Annotated in this window: 22 protein-coding genes, 1 tRNA gene and 1 pseudogene; 10 read left to right on the forward strand and 14 right to left on the reverse strand. The window is 51.9% G+C overall.

The genetic code is table 11. From position 1 onward, the window contains the following. Nucleotides 1–42: 42 nt before the first annotated feature. From LN244_RS12650 to LN244_RS12675, 6 genes are read right to left on the reverse strand one after another with little or no spacing between them, the layout of a single operon-like run. The gene (locus LN244_RS12650) at nt 43–333 is read right to left on the reverse strand and encodes a hypothetical protein (protein ID WP_239040143.1); all 291 of its coding nucleotides are present in this window, start codon (nt 331–333) and stop codon (nt 43–45) included. Nucleotides 334–363: 30 nt separating this feature from the next. After that, nucleotides 364–507 carry a hypothetical protein gene (locus tag LN244_RS12655; RefSeq protein ID WP_239040144.1) on the reverse strand — a complete coding sequence of 48 codons (144 nt, stop codon included), beginning with the start codon at nt 505–507 and terminating at the stop codon, nt 364–366. A gap of 13 nt (nt 508–520) precedes the next feature. Beyond that, nucleotides 521–1,072, reverse strand: a complete 552-nt coding sequence (locus LN244_RS12660) for a YqiA/YcfP family alpha/beta fold hydrolase (RefSeq protein ID WP_239040145.1) — start codon at nt 1,070–1,072, stop codon at nt 521–523. A 36-nt stretch (nt 1,073–1,108) separates the two neighbouring features. Further along, nucleotides 1,109–1,945 carry an SIR2 family NAD-dependent protein deacylase gene (locus LN244_RS12665; protein ID WP_239040146.1) on the reverse strand — a complete coding sequence of 279 codons (837 nt, stop codon included), beginning with the start codon at nt 1,943–1,945 and terminating at the stop codon, nt 1,109–1,111. 17 nt (nt 1,946–1,962) lie between these two features. Next, nucleotides 1,963–2,355: a hypothetical protein gene (locus LN244_RS12670; protein ID WP_239040147.1), complete on the reverse strand. Its 393-nt coding sequence runs from the start codon at nt 2,353–2,355 to the stop codon at nt 1,963–1,965. Between the two features lie 46 nt (nt 2,356–2,401). Then, the gene (locus LN244_RS12675) at nt 2,402–3,631 is read right to left on the reverse strand and encodes an RtcB family protein (RefSeq protein ID WP_239040148.1); all 1,230 of its coding nucleotides are present in this window, start codon (nt 3,629–3,631) and stop codon (nt 2,402–2,404) included. A 182-nt stretch (nt 3,632–3,813) separates the two neighbouring features. Here LN244_RS12675 and LN244_RS12680 point away from each other — a divergent pair, with 182 nt between their 5' ends. Together LN244_RS12680 and LN244_RS12685 are read left to right on the forward strand one after the other, a co-directional pair. Then, complete coding sequence (locus tag LN244_RS12680; protein WP_239040149.1) at nt 3,814–4,338, forward strand: hypothetical protein; 525 nt, start codon at nt 3,814–3,816, stop codon at nt 4,336–4,338. A gap of 457 nt (nt 4,339–4,795) precedes the next feature. Beyond that, nucleotides 4,796–4,957, forward strand: coding sequence for a hypothetical protein (locus LN244_RS12685; RefSeq protein WP_239040150.1), 162 nt, complete (start codon nt 4,796–4,798; stop codon nt 4,955–4,957). Nucleotides 4,958–5,386: 429 nt separating this feature from the next. Here the strand turns inward: LN244_RS12685 and LN244_RS12690 are convergent, their stop codons facing one another. From LN244_RS12690 to LN244_RS12705, 4 genes are all read right to left on the reverse strand, one after another. Continuing rightward, nucleotides 5,387–5,686 carry a hypothetical protein gene (locus LN244_RS12690; RefSeq protein WP_239040151.1) on the reverse strand — a complete coding sequence of 100 codons (300 nt, stop codon included), beginning with the start codon at nt 5,684–5,686 and terminating at the stop codon, nt 5,387–5,389. Nucleotides 5,687–5,720: 34 nt separating this feature from the next. Beyond that, complete coding sequence (locus tag LN244_RS12695; RefSeq protein ID WP_239040152.1) at nt 5,721–6,377, reverse strand: hypothetical protein; 657 nt, start codon at nt 6,375–6,377, stop codon at nt 5,721–5,723. Between the two features lie 204 nt (nt 6,378–6,581). Continuing rightward, nucleotides 6,582–6,863, reverse strand: a complete 282-nt coding sequence (locus LN244_RS12700; protein WP_239040153.1) for a hypothetical protein — start codon at nt 6,861–6,863, stop codon at nt 6,582–6,584. Next, entirely contained in the window at nt 6,863–7,807 is a 945-nt protein-coding gene (locus LN244_RS12705) for a metallophosphoesterase (protein WP_239040154.1), read from the reverse strand. The genes LN244_RS12700 and LN244_RS12705 overlap by 1 nt, the downstream gene beginning before the upstream one ends. Before the next feature lie 280 nt (nt 7,808–8,087). Between LN244_RS12705 and LN244_RS12710 the strand changes: the two genes are divergently transcribed. Next, nucleotides 8,088–9,163 (forward strand): IS3 family transposase gene (locus LN244_RS12710; protein ID WP_239039826.1). Its coding sequence is split into 2 segments (ribosomal slippage): nt 8,088–8,337 and nt 8,337–9,163, totalling 1,077 coding nucleotides; the frame shifts between segments, so codons are not numbered across the junction. A gap of 45 nt (nt 9,164–9,208) precedes the next feature. On the opposite strand, the pseudogene LN244_RS12715 reads toward LN244_RS12710, so the two are convergent. Continuing rightward, a pseudogene (locus tag LN244_RS12715) lies at nt 9,209–9,331 on the reverse strand (transposase); the annotation flags it as partial. 449 nt (nt 9,332–9,780) lie between these two features. Here LN244_RS12715 and LN244_RS12720 point away from each other — a divergent pair. The 5 genes from LN244_RS12720 to LN244_RS12740 all read left to right on the forward strand — a co-directional run bounded on the left by LN244_RS12720 (nt 9,781) and on the right by LN244_RS12740 (nt 15,190). Further along, nucleotides 9,781–11,085 (forward strand): tyrosine-type recombinase/integrase, encoded by a 1,305-nt coding sequence (locus LN244_RS12720; RefSeq protein WP_239040155.1) that lies wholly within the window; start codon nt 9,781–9,783, stop codon nt 11,083–11,085. A 42-nt stretch (nt 11,086–11,127) separates the two neighbouring features. Further along, complete coding sequence (locus tag LN244_RS12725; protein WP_239040156.1) at nt 11,128–11,955, forward strand: hypothetical protein; 828 nt, start codon at nt 11,128–11,130, stop codon at nt 11,953–11,955. Between the two features lie 353 nt (nt 11,956–12,308). Next, nucleotides 12,309–12,773, forward strand: coding sequence for a hypothetical protein (locus tag LN244_RS12730; protein ID WP_239040157.1), 465 nt, complete (start codon nt 12,309–12,311; stop codon nt 12,771–12,773). Beyond that, nucleotides 12,760–13,050 carry a helix-turn-helix domain-containing protein gene (locus LN244_RS12735; protein ID WP_239040158.1) on the forward strand — a complete coding sequence of 97 codons (291 nt, stop codon included), beginning with the start codon at nt 12,760–12,762 and terminating at the stop codon, nt 13,048–13,050. Before LN244_RS12730 ends, LN244_RS12735 begins: the two co-directional genes overlap by 14 nt. Next, nucleotides 13,040–15,190, forward strand: a complete 2,151-nt coding sequence (locus LN244_RS12740) for a DUF5906 domain-containing protein (protein ID WP_239040159.1) — start codon at nt 13,040–13,042, stop codon at nt 15,188–15,190. Before LN244_RS12735 ends, LN244_RS12740 begins: the two co-directional genes overlap by 11 nt. Nucleotides 15,191–15,824: 634 nt before the next feature. On the opposite strand, the gene LN244_RS12745 is transcribed toward LN244_RS12740, so the two are convergent. Beyond that, the gene (locus LN244_RS12745; RefSeq protein ID WP_239040160.1) at nt 15,825–15,986 is read right to left on the reverse strand and encodes a hypothetical protein; all 162 of its coding nucleotides are present in this window, start codon (nt 15,984–15,986) and stop codon (nt 15,825–15,827) included. A 636-nt stretch (nt 15,987–16,622) separates the two neighbouring features. Between LN244_RS12745 and LN244_RS12750 the strand changes: the two genes are divergently transcribed. Together LN244_RS12750 and radC are read left to right on the forward strand one after the other, a co-directional pair. Then, nucleotides 16,623–16,772 carry a hypothetical protein gene (locus LN244_RS12750; RefSeq protein ID WP_239040161.1) on the forward strand — a complete coding sequence of 50 codons (150 nt, stop codon included), beginning with the start codon at nt 16,623–16,625 and terminating at the stop codon, nt 16,770–16,772. Further along, entirely contained in the window at nt 16,769–17,437 is a 669-nt protein-coding gene (radC, locus tag LN244_RS12755) for a RadC family protein (RefSeq protein ID WP_239040162.1), read from the forward strand. The genes LN244_RS12750 and radC overlap by 4 nt, the downstream gene beginning before the upstream one ends. A 647-nt stretch (nt 17,438–18,084) precedes the next feature. On the opposite strand, the gene LN244_RS12760 is transcribed toward radC, so the two are convergent. Both LN244_RS12760 and LN244_RS12765 read right to left on the reverse strand, forming a co-directional pair. Then, entirely contained in the window at nt 18,085–18,396 is a 312-nt protein-coding gene (locus LN244_RS12760; RefSeq protein WP_239040163.1) for a terminase small subunit, read from the reverse strand. Between the two features lie 157 nt (nt 18,397–18,553). Continuing rightward, a tRNA-Pro gene (locus LN244_RS12765) sits at nt 18,554–18,630 on the reverse strand. Between the last annotated feature and the right edge of the window lie 72 nt (nt 18,631–18,702).

Consider the following 18,702-nt stretch of genomic DNA (forward strand, 5'->3'; position numbering starts at 1 on the left):
ACTGACAAAAACGTGGCTAATTCCATTGCCAACGCTTATTGATCAAGTATTGGCGGTAGCGTACACGGCAAAGAAATCAAACAGATCAGGGCAAAGCTGAAAGCGGCGACACAATGCCTCTAAGGACTCCCTCTTCAGCATGGACTGGCTCCGCAACACTCTTTGTACTTCTTCAGGACCACCAATTTCGGGAAAGTCATCGTCGGAAAGACCGTGTTGATCCATCAACGCCCACAACATTGAGCTGTGCAGACCAGAGGACATGGCCTGGCGCTCAAATGCAATCAGCGTCGGAATTTGGGATTCATAGTTATAGATGGCACCGCTTAACACCCTAATTAGCGGCTTTCTCCGATCACTCTCTTAGTCCTCTGATGCCTCAAGTGCCTGCTCAACTGCTTCAAGCGCCGCCTCGTACTCGGCATCATTACTTGGAAAAAGGAATGGGTCAGCAGTTTTCATAAACTCCAGGTACTCCAGAATCAGCGGATGTTTTATTTCAGACATATTCCAAACATCCTCAAGAACCGGGTAGTTGCTCAACATGCTCGATCAGCAGCGGTATATCCTCGACACGATGCCCCCAGTTCACCTCATGCCACTCGATACCCTGCTGTCGATAAAACTGCCGTTGTGCATCCGGGTCAATCACGTCATCACGGGTGCCAACCAAAGCCCGAAGTTGCGCACGGGTGCTTCCTGGAATTTCTACTGCCTCAAACTCGTCCAACATGGACTGATCAAACTGGATACTCTCACCGGTCACATAGTCCATGGCTGGCGCCTGAAGGTAATGCTGTAACAACGTTGCCGGATCAAAGCAGGTGTTCACGATCAGCGTCCTGAGGCCATAGCGTTCATACAGTTTCAGGGCGTAGTAGCCTCCCATGGACGTCCCCACAAGAATGTCAGGCTGTTTGTTTTCTACCAGCGAGGCCAGTTGCTTAAGGCTTTCGGTAAAGTGTTGCGGCTTGTAATCAGGCGCAACCACATCCAGCCCTGTGGCCCTCAACCCTTGCACGGTAGAGGATTGGCCAGACGAACCCAGTCCATGCAGGTATAGAATTTTCATGTGTATCCTCTGTGAATGGGGCATTGATCAATGCCCTTACCTTGCTGAATGCTTACGTCTCAAGCGTTCAAGCCTTTCCAGCGCAACCTGTGCCGTATCATTCAGTGCGATCCAGGCACAATACGTTGAGTCAGGTGCAGGCTTGGTCGGGTTGATCTGGATGACTGCAAGGGCCCCCCTTGAAAGCGCCCAACATGCATCCTCGACCGTTGTGACCGTGCTACCCACACCAATTTCAAGCAATACATAAGGCTCATGCGAGCCTAATGACTGCTGAAATGCTGCCCAGCGTGCTCTGGCCGATTGCAACCGTGCATGGTCAAAACTTCGATCGCCAAACATCATGACATGCGGCCTCAGCGGGGCGCCGCACTGACAGCGTGCCACCCGAATATCTGTCTCGCAGCCCTGCGCTTCCGAAGTAGCTGATTGCCGGGTCTCGCATTCGGGACGGCTGCAGTAGTGCTGCCAAATGGAGCCATGGCATTCCAGCACCCTGTCAGCGGGAAAACCGGCACGCTGGAAGTAGCCGTCAACGTTGGAGGTAAACACAAAGCAGTGATCATCGCCCAGGTGTTCACACCAGCGTCGCAGGATGGCATAGCCAGAATGAGGTGACGCCTGTGCATAGCGTCTCTGGCGAGCGGTGTAGAACGCCCAGGACTCGGCAGGATTCTGTTCAAAAAGTCTATAACTGGCCAGTTCAAACTGACTTGACCCTGGCTGACGCCAGAGCCCATCTTCATCCCTGAACGTAGGCAAGCCACTGTCAGCACTCATGCCTGCACCGGCAAAGATAACCAACCTGCGTGCCTGAGCCAGGTATTCGGCAGCCTGTCTGAAGGCATTTCCCTGAGAAAACGCATCGGTCATCAATGCCTCCTGCGCCCCTAAACCTTGTAAAAGCGGAATGAGCCCGGCTTTAACTCATGTAACTGGTAGCCAAAACGATTTGCGATATTGTGAGCAAAGCGTCTGTAGACCTGCTCTTTTTCAGGCTCGTTGGCGCTATAGGTGAAATAGTACGGTTTGTAACGTGCGATTACGTTGTCGATAAAAGTACGCACTTCCGGAAGGATCCGAAAAATATTGCGTGCTCGGGTATGTTCACTGATTGTCCAGACGGTATCGGGTGGCTCGTCACCAAAGCCACGCTCAAGGCTGGTTTGCTCATATACCTTGCGCTTGGACTGCAGGGCATCGATATAAAAAATGATGCTGTGGCTGGCTTCACTGAAAGCGATCACATACTGAATACCATCAACCTCAAACTCTTTCTGCATGACACGTCCCTTGTACTCGATTAAACAGGGTTGAGGACGTGGCGCCTCAACCCTTAACACATACGACCTGTTTGAGTGTGTGGACAACTTCGACCAGATCACTCTGCGCCGCCATCACGGCATCAATATCCTTGTAAGCCATTGGCGTTTCGTCAATAACACGTTTGTCTTTGCGGCATTCAACGCCCTTGGTTGCCTTGATGTGATCCTCAACGCTGAACCGTTTGCGGGCGTCCTGGCGCGATACCGCTCGTCCCGCTCCGTGGCTGCAGGAGCAGAACGACTCCGGATTCCCCTTGCCTCGAACGATGTAGCTCTTGGCCCCCATGGAACCGGGAATAATACCCAGCTCGCCCTCTCGTGCACTGACGGCGCCCTTGCGGGTGACATAGCAATCTGCCCCGAAGTGATGTTCATGGGACACGTAGTTATGGTGGCAACTGATCGCCTCCAGGTGCGCGGTGAAATCCGGTAACCCTCGGACTTTCTTCAATCCATGCAGAGTGGCCTGCATCATCAGCTCACGATTGGCACTGGCATAGGCTTGCGCCCAGGCAACGGCTTCGATGTAGTCATCGAAATATTCGCTTCCTTCGCTTAGGTAAGCCAGTTTGATATCCGGCAGATTGGCCTGAACCCGCTCCATATCCAAACGTGCCTGTTCAATAAAGAGGTTGGCAATCAAGTTACCAACACCCCGGGAGCCGGAGTGCAGCATGACCCAGACGCGATCCTGTTCATCAAGGCACAATTCGATGAAGTGATTGCCGGTACCAAGAGTACCCAGATGTTCCAGGTATTTGGCCTTTTCCAGTGCCGGATAACGCTCGCACAGTGATTTGAAACCACCGGCCAGATGCTGCTGCCAGTACCGTGCTACATGTTCTGGCGGCTGCCCCCAGCCTCCTGGGTCCCGGCCGCCTCTGCGACCACGACCATGCGGGACTGCCTGTTCGATCATCAGACGGCAGCCTTTCAATGAATCCGGCAGATCCGCAGCCGTCAGTGACGTCATGGCGGCCATCATGCCACAACCAATATCCACTCCCACCGCTGCCGGGATAATGGCTTTCACCGTCGGGATGACACTGCCCACCGTTGCGCCCATCCCCCAATGACAGTCCGGCATGGCCGCAACGTGATGATGCACAATCGGCAGCTGTGAGGTGTTCAACAACTGCTGTCGCGCTTCATCCTCGAACAGGACCCCGTCCACCCAGGCTTTTACGGGAACCCGGCTGTGCTCATCCATAATCTGTATTGCTTTCGATGCCATGTGCTTCGCTCCTTTCCAACGAGGTTACGAAACACACTTTAAGCTTGGGGAGAGACACATCTTGTCGCCCATGGGCATAATCCGATACAGACAGAACAATCGGCAGATGCTCAAAACAGGCGACCTTATCTGTCGCACCAAGACGATACGTTGATACAGGGATACCAACTGGAGACGCCACCGTGATACCACTGCAGAAAGGGCCAAAATACTGGATCGAAAAAAACGCGAAGCGGTTTGTGTACCCGCCTAATGTAGAACAGATGGATGGCTTTGTATCCGTAACCTTTTCGGGCCTCAACCCAAACCTGATGCTTCGCATCTTAGAGACAGGACAGGCCGATGCTTTCTTATATCTGTCTGTTGGCCCCCCTGACATAGACTCAGAAGATGAAATAGTGGACATCGTTTATGACGATATCATCACCATTAAGACGGATGCAGGTGGCAGATTTTATTGTGGCGTATGTCCTGGCTTTTGTGGCATTTATTCTGACCCAAAATATTACTCTACCCCGGATGAGCTATGGGTGGCGCATACGCTTGACGATATTGTTGAATGGATCAATAGTTTCAGACAGGATGAATGCTATTTATTCTACGTAAATAAAGGTGCCCGTGGGGCCGATCGTATTAAAAAATCAGACGCCGAAAACATAAAAGAGTGGCCTGCATGCGCATGCATTCCCATCGTTACGAGCTTTTAGCACTTGTAATATCTGGTTTAATTAAGCATCAGGACGAACGCAGATGTACTCCAATATACTGACCATTAACGATCAGAGATTCATCGAAAAAACCGGGCTGCATGAACTAACGAGATCCTGGCGGTTATCCTTGATACATCCTTGCGCCCCCGGGCGTATTTTCCTGTTTCAGCACGGTCAACGGAATGCTCACAGGTACTCCTTTATACCTAAAAAAAAGGATGTGAAAGTCAGAGTCGTCGGACAACCAGACACTGTCTCAGACACCAGCATTCAGATTATTTGCAATCTGGCCTAATACGGAAAGTATATCCTGGATGCATTCGGTAACCCTTTATCAGATTACAATGAACTACCCTGCGATATGATTCAAACCGACCTGCTCAATGCAATTAAAGGAAAGCCCCCAGCCCCCTATTGTTTCTTTTCAACAAATACCACAGACAGGAGACTCATCATGTCGAAAGCAGCACTCAAGCAACTGTCCGATCAGTTGGAGCAACTGCAAGCAGAAGGCCAAACAGATACAGAGGAGTATGAAAGCCTCAGTGACGATTACCAAAGCCTGGCAATGTCTATGCTTCCAACTTGGACGGAGCATGACGATGAAAGTGAATAATCAGCTATGAATTTTATATGGAATCGGCTCAGACGCTTGCGCCAACATGTCTGCCAGCTCTGAGCTGATTCGAGAGAGTATAACCTCATCCCCTCGTGCATAGCACTCAATTACACTTTGATTCATTCTGATAAAAGCCGCAAAGCAACCAAGGTCATAATGTGAAAACCTTAGATGATGCCCCACAATAAAAACACTTTCATCTTCCACATAACCGGTAACGTATACACGCTGCCGGTCTTCCATGAAAAACAGCAAAACCCCGCCCACGCCCTCGGCAGTGAACCAAAACGTCTTATAGGAAAGACCGGTATCTTGAGCCCCCAAAACTGTAGGTACAATGGGGGTAGCAGGGTCGACAAGAAATCGCAGTGCGCGTAAGGTGTTATAAAACCTCATATATTTATTAATAAAAATTCATTCCCATATCTAATCGTCAAGAATGACTCTAAAATCACCACCACCTGCTGACGAGCAGACAACACCGGTAATTTCACGTCCTTTATTATCCCTGGCTTTAAAGCTATCACGGTTAGGCTCACCTTTTTCACAGGAGAAAGGCCGATAAAATCCAAGCTCGATATTGGTATACCCTTCTTTTTCAAGGTAGTTAATAACCTTTTCATCCGACGCATCCAAAAAATAAATAAAAGATCCTATGATTAAAGTAATGACAGAAAAGCCCTTCATAAGCTGCATTACATCAGATAATTTTTTACTTTCTGTCATTCCAATTCCTTTTCCAATTAATAAAAAATAAAGCTTATCCTTCGTTGCCAGCATGATTATATAACAATACCCCAGATAGCACCTTTCCCTTGGATGACAGCTGCGCACAAACGGCTTCTTCCTTCACCGTTTCTCTTACGATGATTCCATCAGGGGTAAGGATCAGCTGCTCATTTTCCTCATAGACAAACAGGTAGCGACGGATATTACCCCAGATACCGAGCGTACCTTTACAAGCTTCAAAGTGATCCCGCACCATTTTTTGCACACAAGATACCTGCTGATCCATGGGCAGCATCCGGGTATCAGCATCCAGATAGATACGCCGCCGAGATTCACTCAAGGCCAGTACAAAAACAGGCTCGGTCGTGCGTTGGAACCCGGTATCCACAAAAACATAGGACTTAAAAACCTGCCTGCGTTCATCCAGCTCACGACGCAGTCCTGCTATCTCATCTTCATAGGTCTCAAGACCCAATCCGACCAGCTCACAAAGCGCACGCAGAAACCCTTCATCGCTGTATTTGAAGTCAAACCGGCCTTTTCCAAGCCCAAGGTAAGGATCAGTAAGCTGTAACTGAATCCGCTCCACACACTTATCGATGCGGTGGGGACGATAGCCCATCAGCTGAGCGATCTCCCGACGATCGACATTTGCCAAACGAAGCTGAAGCTCCTGCTGAAGTGTCATAACGACTCCTTTCAAAAATATCGCCAAGCCGGTTGGGCCCGTCTGATTCCCTGAAATTCTGGCAACACCTTTTCAATGACAGGCACTCTCTACATACCGACAGCAGCCTCTATATCCCTTCGGGGCACCCATTCGAACGCTGAAGAGCAGATCCGTGTTTGCTCTCGCTGACATCGATACACAGCACACGTGGGCACCAGGGCCTCAGTCATTGCTGAAATTGAAGTTTACGAAGGCATACCCCTGTTTATTCCGGCTGATGGTGAAACTGGTACCCTCCTTCGGAATACCACTGACGATCGCAAGTTTGCGCAGTGCTTCATCACTCAGAGATGCTGTTTCGTCCTCATGGAAAATGAGACTCATGGCGCACAGGCCCTCCCAGCTCCAGAGCTGCAGCAAGGCCTGATGACCTTGAACGTCCAGAAGATGACTAGCAAGAATACGGGTATCCGGATCAACCGGAACATTAGAGAAAGCTTCCATCAGCAACTGCCTCGCTCTGACTGATGAATAGCGAACCACTCGATGTTTTCTCGTTGACCATTCCAGCGTGCCGCCACCAGCTGACCTTGCTTGGCAACGCTGTAATCCAGACAAAACGCGCGTTGACCACGAACTCCTTCGGGATCAAAGTCTCGCTGCCAATAGTGTCCGAAAAAGGTCAGCGTCTCTCCTCTGTACTCAAACACCCGGGCCTGCTCATACTGGACCGACAGATCATGCTCATCATGCAGCTCCGGCCTGACTGCCAATGAGGCGCTTTCGCCCTTGTGCAACTGCCACCAGTTGATACGCGCCTCTCTGCGCACAATCCCATCTTTATCAGTAAATTCAGCGCCGGCAGGAAGATCCACTTCAGGACCTTTCAAGACGCATTCCACTGCGCTGTAAAGCGGCTCGTCCTTCAAAGCATAATGCTGGTAGAAGCGCTCATCCCGGATCCGATTTTTATCATCCAGCCAGGGCAGTAGCGACTTCATGCTGGGCAAGTGCCAGCAGGCGTGGACCACCTGCAACGCTTCCAGCTCCAGCCAGAGAGGTAACTGCTTATAGAAAGCAATTGCCTCCTCATGCCGACGCGAGCCGAAAGGGAAAGCTTTCAAAAATGCTCGATGTTGGTAGGTATTCTTATAGATATGCGGTCGCACATAGCCACCGCTCTCGTTCAGAGTGGCATAACAGATCGCGTTAAATTCGTGATTGCCCATGACGACCAGAGCATCCCCCGAATCCACCATCGCACGTACGATCTCCAGCACACGTGCCTGCTCAGGTCCACGATCGATCAAGTCCCCCACCATCACCAGCGTGCGCTCTGGATGTGTGTACCCCTTGCCCTTGGGCTGGTACCCCATTGCCCTCAACAGTGGCTCCAGCGCCGATGCATGGCCGTGGATGTCACCCACCAAGTCGTACTGTTCTGACATACCTATACCCCTTTCTGTCCGGCTCAGACTAGATTTTTGACCATCGGGGCGACAGATATTGTCGTTTAAACAGGTGAGGGACGAGATTGGGTCGCACCAAGACTTTTCGCATGTTTACACAGCCCTGTGAGTAAACAAAAAGTTGGAAAAGGAGAACCAACGGCTGAAGCAGCTTCAGCTCCGAAGGCCCCAAACCACCGTACTTATTTGGTAATCCCCCCGAAAAGTAGCAGTGCTCAAAAGTAGAATTTTCTCGTAATGTATACGCAGGAGGTTCTGCATGAAGAAGTCCCGATACACCGACAGCCAGATCATGGCGATACTGAAACAAGCGGAAGCAGGTACCCCAGTTCCCGAACTATGTCGTGAACATGGGATGAGCAGCGCCACATTTTATAAGTGGCGGGCGAAATACGGCGGCATGGATGCTTCGTTGATGGCTCGGCTGAAAGAGCTTGAAGATGAAAACCGCCGCCTGAAGAAAATGTATGCTGAAGAGCGGCTGAAGGCCGAGATCGTCCAGGAAGCACTGCAAAAAAAGTGGTGAAGCCGTCTCGGCGCAAGGAGATGGCACAGACCTATGTTGCTTCCCGTGGCGTCAGTATCCGGCTTGCCTGTGCTGCCTTTGGTATCAGCGAATCCTGCTACCGGTACCAACCCAAGCTGTCATCGGAGAATGCTGAGATTGCAGATTGGTTGATCCGCCTGACTGAACAGGATTCAGACTGGGGCTTTGGTATTTGCTTTGACTACCTGCGTAATGTGAAAGGCTTCGGCTGGAACCATAAGCGCGTATACCGTATCTACTGTGAACTTGCATTGAATCTGCGCATACGGCCTCGGCGGCGCCTAAAGCGCCATAAGCCGGAGCCGTTGAAACAGCCCCTGCGACGCAACCAGGTGTGGTCGATCGACTTCATGCACGATCAGCTGTCGGATGGCAGAAGCTACCGGCTGCTCAATGTGATCGATGACTACCGGCGAGAAGGACTGGCAATAGAAGCAGGCTTCTCTCTGCCATCCATGCGAGTGATACGCACCCTGTCTCAGTTGATTGAGTGGAGGGGAAAACCATCGCACATTCGCTGTGACAACGGCCCAGAATTCATCAGTCACGAATTCACCAACTGGGCTCGTAAACATGACATCCGGATTGAGTATATTCAACCCGGCAAGCCTCAACAGAACGCTTACATCGAGCGTCACAATCGAACGCTCCGCTACAGCTGGGTCAGTAAGCATCTATTCGAAACACTGGAGGACGTTCAGGATTATGCAACGCAGTGGCTCTGGTTTTACAATCATGAGCGGCCGCACAAAGCCAATGGTGGCCAGCCACCACTAAAAGTGGCTTAGCCTCTACTTTTGGCATCAGCTAAAAAGGGGAGGATTACCATTTCACCACGTGTACAACGTAGGGTCCGAGATGCCCATCTTTCTGCACACCTTGGGGACAGGTCTACCCTATACACTCTGCTTAAGGGCGAAGGTGATCTGCTCTTTCGTGTGGCGGGATTTCTTCATGGCATGTGCACCTGATATAAGGGGTTTATCATCCCGGACTGTACAGTTGGAATTGGTTAAGAATTTAGGGGTAGGGTCCGGCTGCATAGGTAAGCCATCCTTTTATCAATTCTCATGGTAAACATAACAGAGTGGTCTTGATACAGGATAAGGACTTGCAAACGGTCACGGAGCTGGGAACAGAATGAGCTTAGAATCCATAAACGAAAAAATCGCCATAAGGCGATTCATATAACAGCTTTCTTTAAATGGTCGGGACGGCAGGATTTGAACCTGCGACCCCTTGCACCCCATGCAGAAACCGATTTGTCTACCACTGCCTATAGCTATCAAAAAATCAATATAATTCAAATCCTTGTAATTCATCAGCAGCTATAATATCCCTTAATAGACAGCGATAAACACGCCTGTGTGTGTACATTGTTGCGTACATCATCAGAGGACATATCATGGCTGAAACTTCAATTCCAAGCGGCGACCTGAACCAGGGTAAGCTTCGTCAAATCAAGAAGTTGCTGGCAAATGGCGAAATAAATAAGCAGATCTCCATACCTCACCGGGAAGGGTTAAGCCTGCGCGTCTACCCCATCAGCAGGAAGAACCCTCAAGGGTTAATGACCTTTCAGGGCCGATACCGCTTAAATGGTATGCAGCAACGCATCGACTATGGCCACTACCCCAGCATCGGCCTCAAGCAGGCTGAAGAAGCCCACCGGAATACCAAGTCGCTTCTCGAACGGGGAGTCGACCCTAAGCACCAGGCCACAGAAGGCACCCTCCAGGAGCTGAGTGACGAGTTCCTTAACCGACTGCGCAAAGACCGCAAAGACCCCGAGCAAGCTGCTCGGGCATTAAACGCAGACCTGCCCCGTCGATTACTACGCATGCCAGCCACTGAAATTACTCAGCGCCAGGTAAGCGACCTGCTTCAGGGCGTGGTTAAACGCGGCGCACCGGTCGCAGCTAACCGACTTCTATCCCTACTGAAGCAGGTGTTTTCTTATGGGGTTGAACGAGGCTACTGCGAGGTCAACCCAGCCGAGCGTATAACACGCCGCTCAGTTGGCGGTATTGAGCAGCCTCGCGAGCGTAACCTATCCTTCGATGAAGTCAGTACTTTACTGACCAAACTTCCCTTGCGCTCCATCGATGCCCGCATCACAAGCACCACTATCGACATCCACGAAACAACGAAGCTGGCGCTCTGGTTCCTCTTGCTGACTGGACAGCGCTCAGGCGAAGTGCGTTCAATGCGCTGGTACGATGTCGACTTCGAAGCCGGAACCTGGACAATTCCTGAGCAGGTATCAAAAAACGGCAAAGCCCACCGCGTGCCTTTAACCGATCTTGGACTTCGTGTGCTCGAGTACAGTAGGCAATGGGGGGCGACCGGAACCTACTGTTTCCCTAGTCCTCGTGACCCTGACCGTCAGTTTGACGAGAAGAGTATCGCCAGAGCTTTAAGGCGCCACTACGATGAGCTTGAGATCGACCCTTTCACTCCGCATGACCTTCGCCGCACCTTCGTCACCCGTCTAGCCGACTTGGGTGTTGCGCCTCACATCATCGAGAAGTGCGTTAACCACTCTCTTGGTGGCGTTCTGGCCGTCTACAACCGGGGTGAATACTGGAATGAACGGCTCCAAGCACACCAATTGTGGGACCGACAGCTACGTATGCTGTTTTCACCTCGGCAAGAGCCCGAAGCTCAGAACGGTAACATTGTTCAGTTTCCGATCAGACGCTGCGAGTAAGCACATATACCCCCCCTCCCCCAAAAAATCAGGACTGCATAAATGACCGATATTTACCGCTGGTACGCACGCTGCATGGTACAACTGGGCATCGACTCCCAAACGGAGCCAGAGCGTGCGGAAGCGGCGAAGGATGCGCTTGCGTGTTTTGCGGATGACCCTGAATGGTTAGCTTGGCTGGTCATGCATTCCGAGTGGTATCTGGAGTCCATGAGGGGGGATGAGAAACTTGACAATCCACTCGACCAAACTGCGAACGAAACAGCCACAACTAATTTAAGCCCAGCAGAGCTTGAATCGTTGCTCAATCAGTCAGGTAACGAACCAGATGACATCCAGTTCAATTCTGACCCTTACCAGGAATGCTTACAGAGAGGGGTCCGTTATGGAAAACGCCTACCATACTGGTTCGTCGATTTTTACCGCTGTAGTGCTGCCTCATGCTCACCTTCTGCCTACGAGATATGGGCTACTCAAAAGCACACGCCCCACTTTGCACAGCCTGATGGTGAATGGGCGTCCTTCGACTCGGTTACTATCGACGAGATCCCCCCGGAGACCTACATAGATTGGATAGTCGCTGCGGGGAGAGTTAAACCGCCAAGAGATCAAAAGCGAGAACTCTACGTATGGATGATAGGAACTCAAAGAGCACAGGAGTCACCTGCCAATGCCCAGAGGCTGTTTGGTATGTTGCTTTCAGCAGTAGACGAGGGCAAACAATCACTTAGTGGTAGGTTCGCGGGCTGGGAAGTTATTTCAACAGCAGACACGAAATTTATACGCCCAGAAGGAGGAGGCAAGAACTATCACTTCTCCTCATTTCAAAATGACTGTACAAAACTTTGCTTAACGCGGAAGTCACGATAGGTAGGCACCGTACAGCAAGCTGGGTTGCAAAAGTCACACTCCCCTGGCCCAAAAGGCTGGGTTTGCTCCATATTGTCACACTTTCAACAGGCGGAGAGCTCCGTCCTGCAACATAGGCTCCCGTAAGCATCAATACAGGAGCATAAGCCCATGGCGACAAGCCAACCCTTCCAAGAGCTTCGCCTCGTCAACGAACGCCAGTTCTGTGAGCTCGCAGACATCTGCCGAGCTCACCTTCACAACCTCGTAAAAAGCGGGTCAGTCCCCGCTCCCATTTATATCGGACACGCCAAGCGCTGGCGCCTTACTGATATAGAAGCCTGGATCAACTCCCTTTCGCAGGAGACGCACTGATGAAACACATCGATATCGATCACATCCAGAATCGCGCTCTGCTATCCGCCTGTGTCAACGCGCTGTATGAACCCACCGAGAAGGAACAGCGCACCAGCCCATCGAAGCACCCAGTCGAAGTAGTCGCCGGTTACGTTTCTGCGCCCACACTGGAGGAAGCGTTTGTAGGCCAGGGCTTTGAGCTCGGCTATGTGCAGATGAACACGCTAGGCAAACTGCTTGCGAACTGCAAAACTGACCGCGCGCACTGGGCAGCTCCAGGCGACCAGCAGAAAGCAATCGACTGGTTACTGGCAGATGGCAATTTTATCGAGCGAAGACCCCGGATCGCTTGGTTTATGTCCTTGCATAGCGCATTACGGGACGCCGGCTCACACCACCCCCTTATTGAAGCACTGGGGGCACACCTCGAGGCCATCGGCTACCACAATTTGGTACTGGAGGGGTTCGATGCAGCCATCTAACCACAATCTGGAGCATGCGGCCGCTGGCCGCATTGCTCTACCCGATAGCTCCACATCACCACAAGTAAATACCCTGCTGGCCTTATTGCAGGAGGGGGCAATGAACACCTTCGACATTCGTGCACACGGCATACAACACGCGGCGGGACGGATCGCTGACCTACGAATACGCGGCCACCAGATCAAGACTCAGATGGTATGGGCCACTGACGATCTGGGCCTGAAACACCGTATTGCACAGTATCATCTGGTGAAGGAGAACACACATGACCATTAATGTTCAGCCCGAGCAGACAGCCTGGCTCCTAGATCAGTTGGCGACTGAATCTGGCTCTACCCATTGCTTCACGACCCTGCCTGTCCAAAAAGGCCAACCCAAGGAGTTCAACGGCACCTACCAAGAGCTTAAAGATAGCCTGGTCACCAACAATACTCACAGCGGCGTTTACTTCGCCGTAAACCAAGTCCAGGGGAAACGCTGCGCCGCTAATGTTACGGCGGTGCGTGCCCTTTTCCTGGATCTGGATGGTGCGCCTCTGTCCCCCGTACAAGCGATAGCGATGTCTGGTGGGCCTGCCCCCAATGTGATTATTGAGTCCAGCCCTGACCGCTACCACTGCTACTGGCTCGTATCGGACTGCTCACTGGATCAATTCAGTACTGTGCAGACAGCATTGGCATATCGGTTTGAGGGCGACACGTCCGTTTGCGACCTGCCACGGCTGGCGCGAGCACCCGGTTTCATCCACCAAAAGATGAAAGATGGCAGACCCACCAAGCCTTTTATGACCCGTATTATTGAGATCAATGATGATAAGCCCCGTTATAGCCTTGCCGAGCTGATCGAAGGGCTGGGCCTGGACTTGAGCGACATCGGCGGGCAGCCAAACCGTCAAAGCAATGAGCGCTTCGATATCCAACGTAATTTGACCGATGGCGAACGCACCCAAGCACTAACCCAGCTATGCGGCCGTCTGATAAAGGAAAGGCAGAACGATGAGGTTGCTATGGAGATGCTGGTGGCCTGGAACCAATCTCGTTGTAATCCACCTTTACCACTTGAGAAGCTGCAGTCCACATACGCCAGCGTAAAACGGACAGACAGGCGTAACAACGCTAGCGCTCCCGCAGCTATAGCAAAGCTGAATGCCGAGTACGCTATTACTACGCTCGGGGGTAAAGCCGTGGTGCTGCGCGAGCGACCGGAGCGAGTAGATTATCTCAGCGCCAGCGACTTCAAGCTGCTGCACTGTGATGGGAGCTTTGAGGGTAAAGCGCTCGGCGCTGCATGGTTGAACCATCCGTTGCGAAGAAAATTTATCAACGGCGTAACCTTTGATCCGGGCCAAAAGGGACATAGGGACGGGCACTACAACCTCTACCGAGGCTGGGGATGCCAGCCGACTGAAGGCGACTGTAGCCTTTTCCTGGACCATCTGCGCGATGTGATCTGTAGTGGTAACGATGCCTACTACACATACCTGCTCGACTGGCTGGCCGATATGTTCCAAAACACAGCCAGGCTTCCAGGTGTAGCCATAGTGATGAAAGGCGCTCGCGGCGCTGGTAAAAGCTTCACGGCCAATACCATTGGTAGCCTCTGGGCACGTGCGCACTACAAGCATATCTCCAACCCAGACCACCTGGTTGGCCGCTTTAACAGCCACCTGCAGGACTGCTTGCTCTGCTTTGCTGATGAAGCACTATTCGCGGCTGACGCTCGCGTAGAGCAACAGCTCAAGGTCGCCATTACCGAGCCCCAACGGATGATTGAGGCCAAGGGTAAAGATGCCATCATGGTTAACAACTACACTCGCGTAATGATGGCAACCAACAGCGAGTGGTCCGTGCCAGCTGGCGCCGACGAGCGTCGGTATTTTGTACTGCAGGTATCAGACGAGATGGCTCAAAAGCATGATTATTTTCGCGCTATCGCCGAGCAACTCGATACGGGAGGGCGGGAAGCATTACTCCACTTCCTGCTCAACCGCGAGATCCGCTCAAACATCCGCCAGTCACCTAAGACTGAAGCCCTGCTTGAGCAAAAGCTCTATAGTCTCCCCAGCGTATCGGCTTGGTGGTACGACTGCCTGTTACGCGGTGCGATTGGCCCGTGCACCAGTTCGGGCGTCCTCATGGAACCAGTCCTTGGTGGAAACGATGTTTGGCCAACGTTTGCGCCGACGGATGCACTTTATGAGCATTACTTGCAGTTCGCCACCCAGCAAAGGGAAAGATATCCTGCCAAGAAACCCATCATGATGAAGACCTTGAAGCGGTTAGCCGGTGTTAGCCCCTCACGGCCCGCGACCGATGCCGGACGCAAACGGGGTTACCAGCTCCCAGACCTCGAAATCTGCCGTGAGGTGTTCACAAACAGCCTGCAACAACCCATCAACTGGGAGGATGCGGCGTAGGTATGGACGGAATATAGGCAATATTCCAGAGGCGCAGAAGGAGCTGCGACTTGGTACCGCAATGCGCACTAACGACTGCCCTCATCTGTCCAAGGTGTCCGGGCTGCCCACCTTATAAAACTCTTTTGCACACCACCCTATACCCCACCACCAACCGGGGGACACACGGGGCCAGTAATGACACCAATTTCCTTTTTTACCTGGACTACCCGGACTACCCGGACTACCCGGACGTGGTTAGATATCCAGCGGGGTTCGCCAGTCCAGGCAAGGTCTTAGCGTCCACACCTCCCTGGACGCTAGCGCTAATGCGACAACCACAGCAAGTAGAGCGGAAACAGAAGGACCTCCCTGCATGCGAAGCCCTCAATCTTTGTCGCCAGTATTTTGTAGTGGTCACCACGACCCATCTTACTGATACATACACTTGGGTTAACACACCAGAAATCAATACGACGGGGGAACGCGGCAGCTATGCGGTTCGCTTTAAAGCAGAAACCATGAAAAGCCTGATTAATCACAGGAACACTCGCAGGCACAAGAACAATATTTTAAGCGGTGGCCCCATATGCACATATTCCTTTTTCAGCACACACAAAAATGCAAAATATTTTCGATGTGCAAACAGCGAAAATCAGTCGTCACCAAACTGGCCCATAGGGTCGAGAACGAAATAGACGAAAGCGACCAGGGGTGTCACCCAGGCAAGGGTAGGGAGGATGTCCGCTCCGCTCAGAAGAACGCGGAACAGGGTCATGGCGAACACACCGAAACCGATAAGAATCACATGCTGCATGGCGACGGTCCTTTGTCGATGGGGATGGGAATAGTCAGTCTTTGAAAGACTTAAAAACCTTGTACGGGACGAGGAAGAGTAGAAACAGGGTTATAGCACTTACGAAGATATTGACAATAGCAGAGCTGGTCACATCACCGGTAACACCGCGAACAAAGGCAGCGACGATAAATACCCCAACGAACGTGAGAAATGTAACGAGATATTTCATCGCGGCTTTCCTTCATCATCTTCGCTAGAACCTATGTAATCAGAGCCGCTGTTGCGGGTATCACTGAAATATATAACGGCGGTAAGGACGCCGGACATTATGACAACACTAGGGAGCGCTGCGCCGATGCAATGGGCTTTGAAACAGAAGCCGTAGAACGCTTGATTAATGACCAGGAGTAGGGGGAGACACCAGAGATATATCTTGAGTGGGGAGTTCATGCGTAGCTATCCATGCAGTCTTAAACACTGGAGCAGTGTAGGAAAGGGTGGGGCAAATGTCGAGGGGCATGTGGCCGGTAGGTATGTAGGTTCCCGAGAAATCGGGGGTGCCCACCTCGAGTCGGGTTTCGAGGATCAAATCTCAAAAACGGGGTTTGGAACCTTCTATGGCCCCCCCCCCACCAACGACCCTGGAGATCATCAATGAGCGCTTACATCGTCACCAACGTAGCTACGAAGCAGACCATGCAAGCGCGTGGCTGCAGCATGGGAGAAGTCGTCAACCGTGTATGCAACCTGCTGAACTGGGCTGCGCACGACGTGCGTGTAATCAAGAAGGAGAAAGCAGCATGAGAAAGCACGAGATGAATGGCGACCTGCGCCAACAGGCCGCCGAGTCCACAGCAATCGAAACCACTATCAATAGCAACGAGGTAAACACCATGAACACCGTAACTGTAACCACTCTGCGCACCGCGTTCAAGGAGGGTAACGCTGCGATGGTCAAGGCCGAGTCAAACCCATTGTCCGGCTTTATTCGTGAACATGACGGTACATTCAGGACCAAAAACACACTGACAGCTGATCAGATCATCCAGGCTGGACGCCAACTGGTCATTGAGCAGTTCAGGGACAAAGAACATAGCGCCCTCACATCTCCAAATGCTGTTCGTGAATACCTCGGCGCACGGCTTGAAGGCATGGAGCAAGAAGTGTTCATGGTGCTGTTCCTAGACAACCGTCACAGGGTCATCACTGATGAAGTCCTGTTCTACGGAACCATTAACGCCGCATCAGTTTACCCTCGAGAGGTCGTCAAACGGGCGCTGGTCCACAACGCCGCTGCACTGATCGTGGCTCACAACCACCCGTCCGGAGATTCAAGCCCGAGTCGAGCCGATATTCAGATCACCCAACGGCTGAAAGATGCCCTGGCTTTGGTCGATGTCAGGCTACTCGATCACATCATCATCGGCTGCGGTAGCAGCCACTCGCTAGCAGAAAGCGGCGATTTATAAGCTCCTCCCCGAAACGTCACTCCACACAACCTACCACCACTCGAGGTAAACCCCATGGCTAAGGTCATTCAGGGCTGGCAGCTTATTGGCCAGCGAAATGGAAAACCGCTCTATCGCTACATTAAAGGTGACCACTGGTATTCAGGCCCAGCGCGTTCGCTGAAAAGCACAGTCCCCCCCATAACACAGAGACATGAATACAACGCCCTACCAACGCTAACCATGGAACAGGCAATGAATCTAAAGCCTGGTGACGCCTGCCCCAAATGCAGAGGCAGCGGCATCTACCGCTGGCACGATTCAAGTCGACGCCGGGTCGGAAGTTCAACATGCTACTGGTGCAATGACGCGCGCACTGGTGGCAACAGACGGGGGAAAGGCTGGATTGACCAGCGAGACCTGGTCTACATTTTCGGCGCAGCTGCCGAAGGACGCTTGAACCTGACGATCAGCGCCTAACGCTGCCAAAACACTTCATTAGCCCCTGACCGAATCAAGGCGTCTTGGGGGTAGTCTGTTTTAGCGTCTTCCGGCGGCGCGTCGCGTCACAGAACATAGTTTACAACACGGGTAATCAGTCAAGGGGGATGAGTGCCAGATGATTCTGGGCCCTAGAGTCCAGTGTGAACCAGCACCACCTTAGCTATCTACAGTAGGCCAAACAGCTTGCACAACAGCTCTGTTGCACGCAGCTTCTCGCTAGCCGAGCAATCAGGGCTATGGATAATTCCCTTAAGCTCGACGAATAGCTCATCCCGTACAGCCCATTGCTCCTGCCGAAAGCGCTCCTGCTGGCGCCGAATGCCTTCCTCAATCGCCGGATGCTGTAGATAACGGCAAGCTGTGACTTTGGCACCAGGCCCATCAGAACCACCCGCACGAACATAAGCCGCCGTCGCGCTGCGAGGGTCAGAGGTGTAGGTATCGATGAAGCGTTCTTGCAGAGCTGTCAGAGGCATGGATAGATAAAGAATTAGGTATTTCTAATATTATAATCGAATTAAATATGAATGCTATTCAAGTGCTAAATCAATGGACTAAATACATGTGTGTACACGGCTGTGTACATTGTGATTTTACAGAGAGGATCTTTTACAGATAACTGCTTGATTTAAATGGTCGGGACGGCAGGATTTGAACCTGCGACCCCTTGCACCCCATGCAAGTGCGCTACCAGACTGCGCTACGCCCCGACTAGGCGGGAACTGAATGATCAGTTCCGAAGAGGGTGGAAATATTACCCCAAGGTTTTGATAAATGGAAGC

Origin of the sequence: Marinobacterium sediminicola (assembly GCF_022343685.1) — a bacterium.
In the GTDB taxonomy this organism is placed as follows: domain Bacteria; phylum Pseudomonadota; class Gammaproteobacteria; order Pseudomonadales; family Balneatricaceae; genus Marinobacterium; species Marinobacterium sediminicola.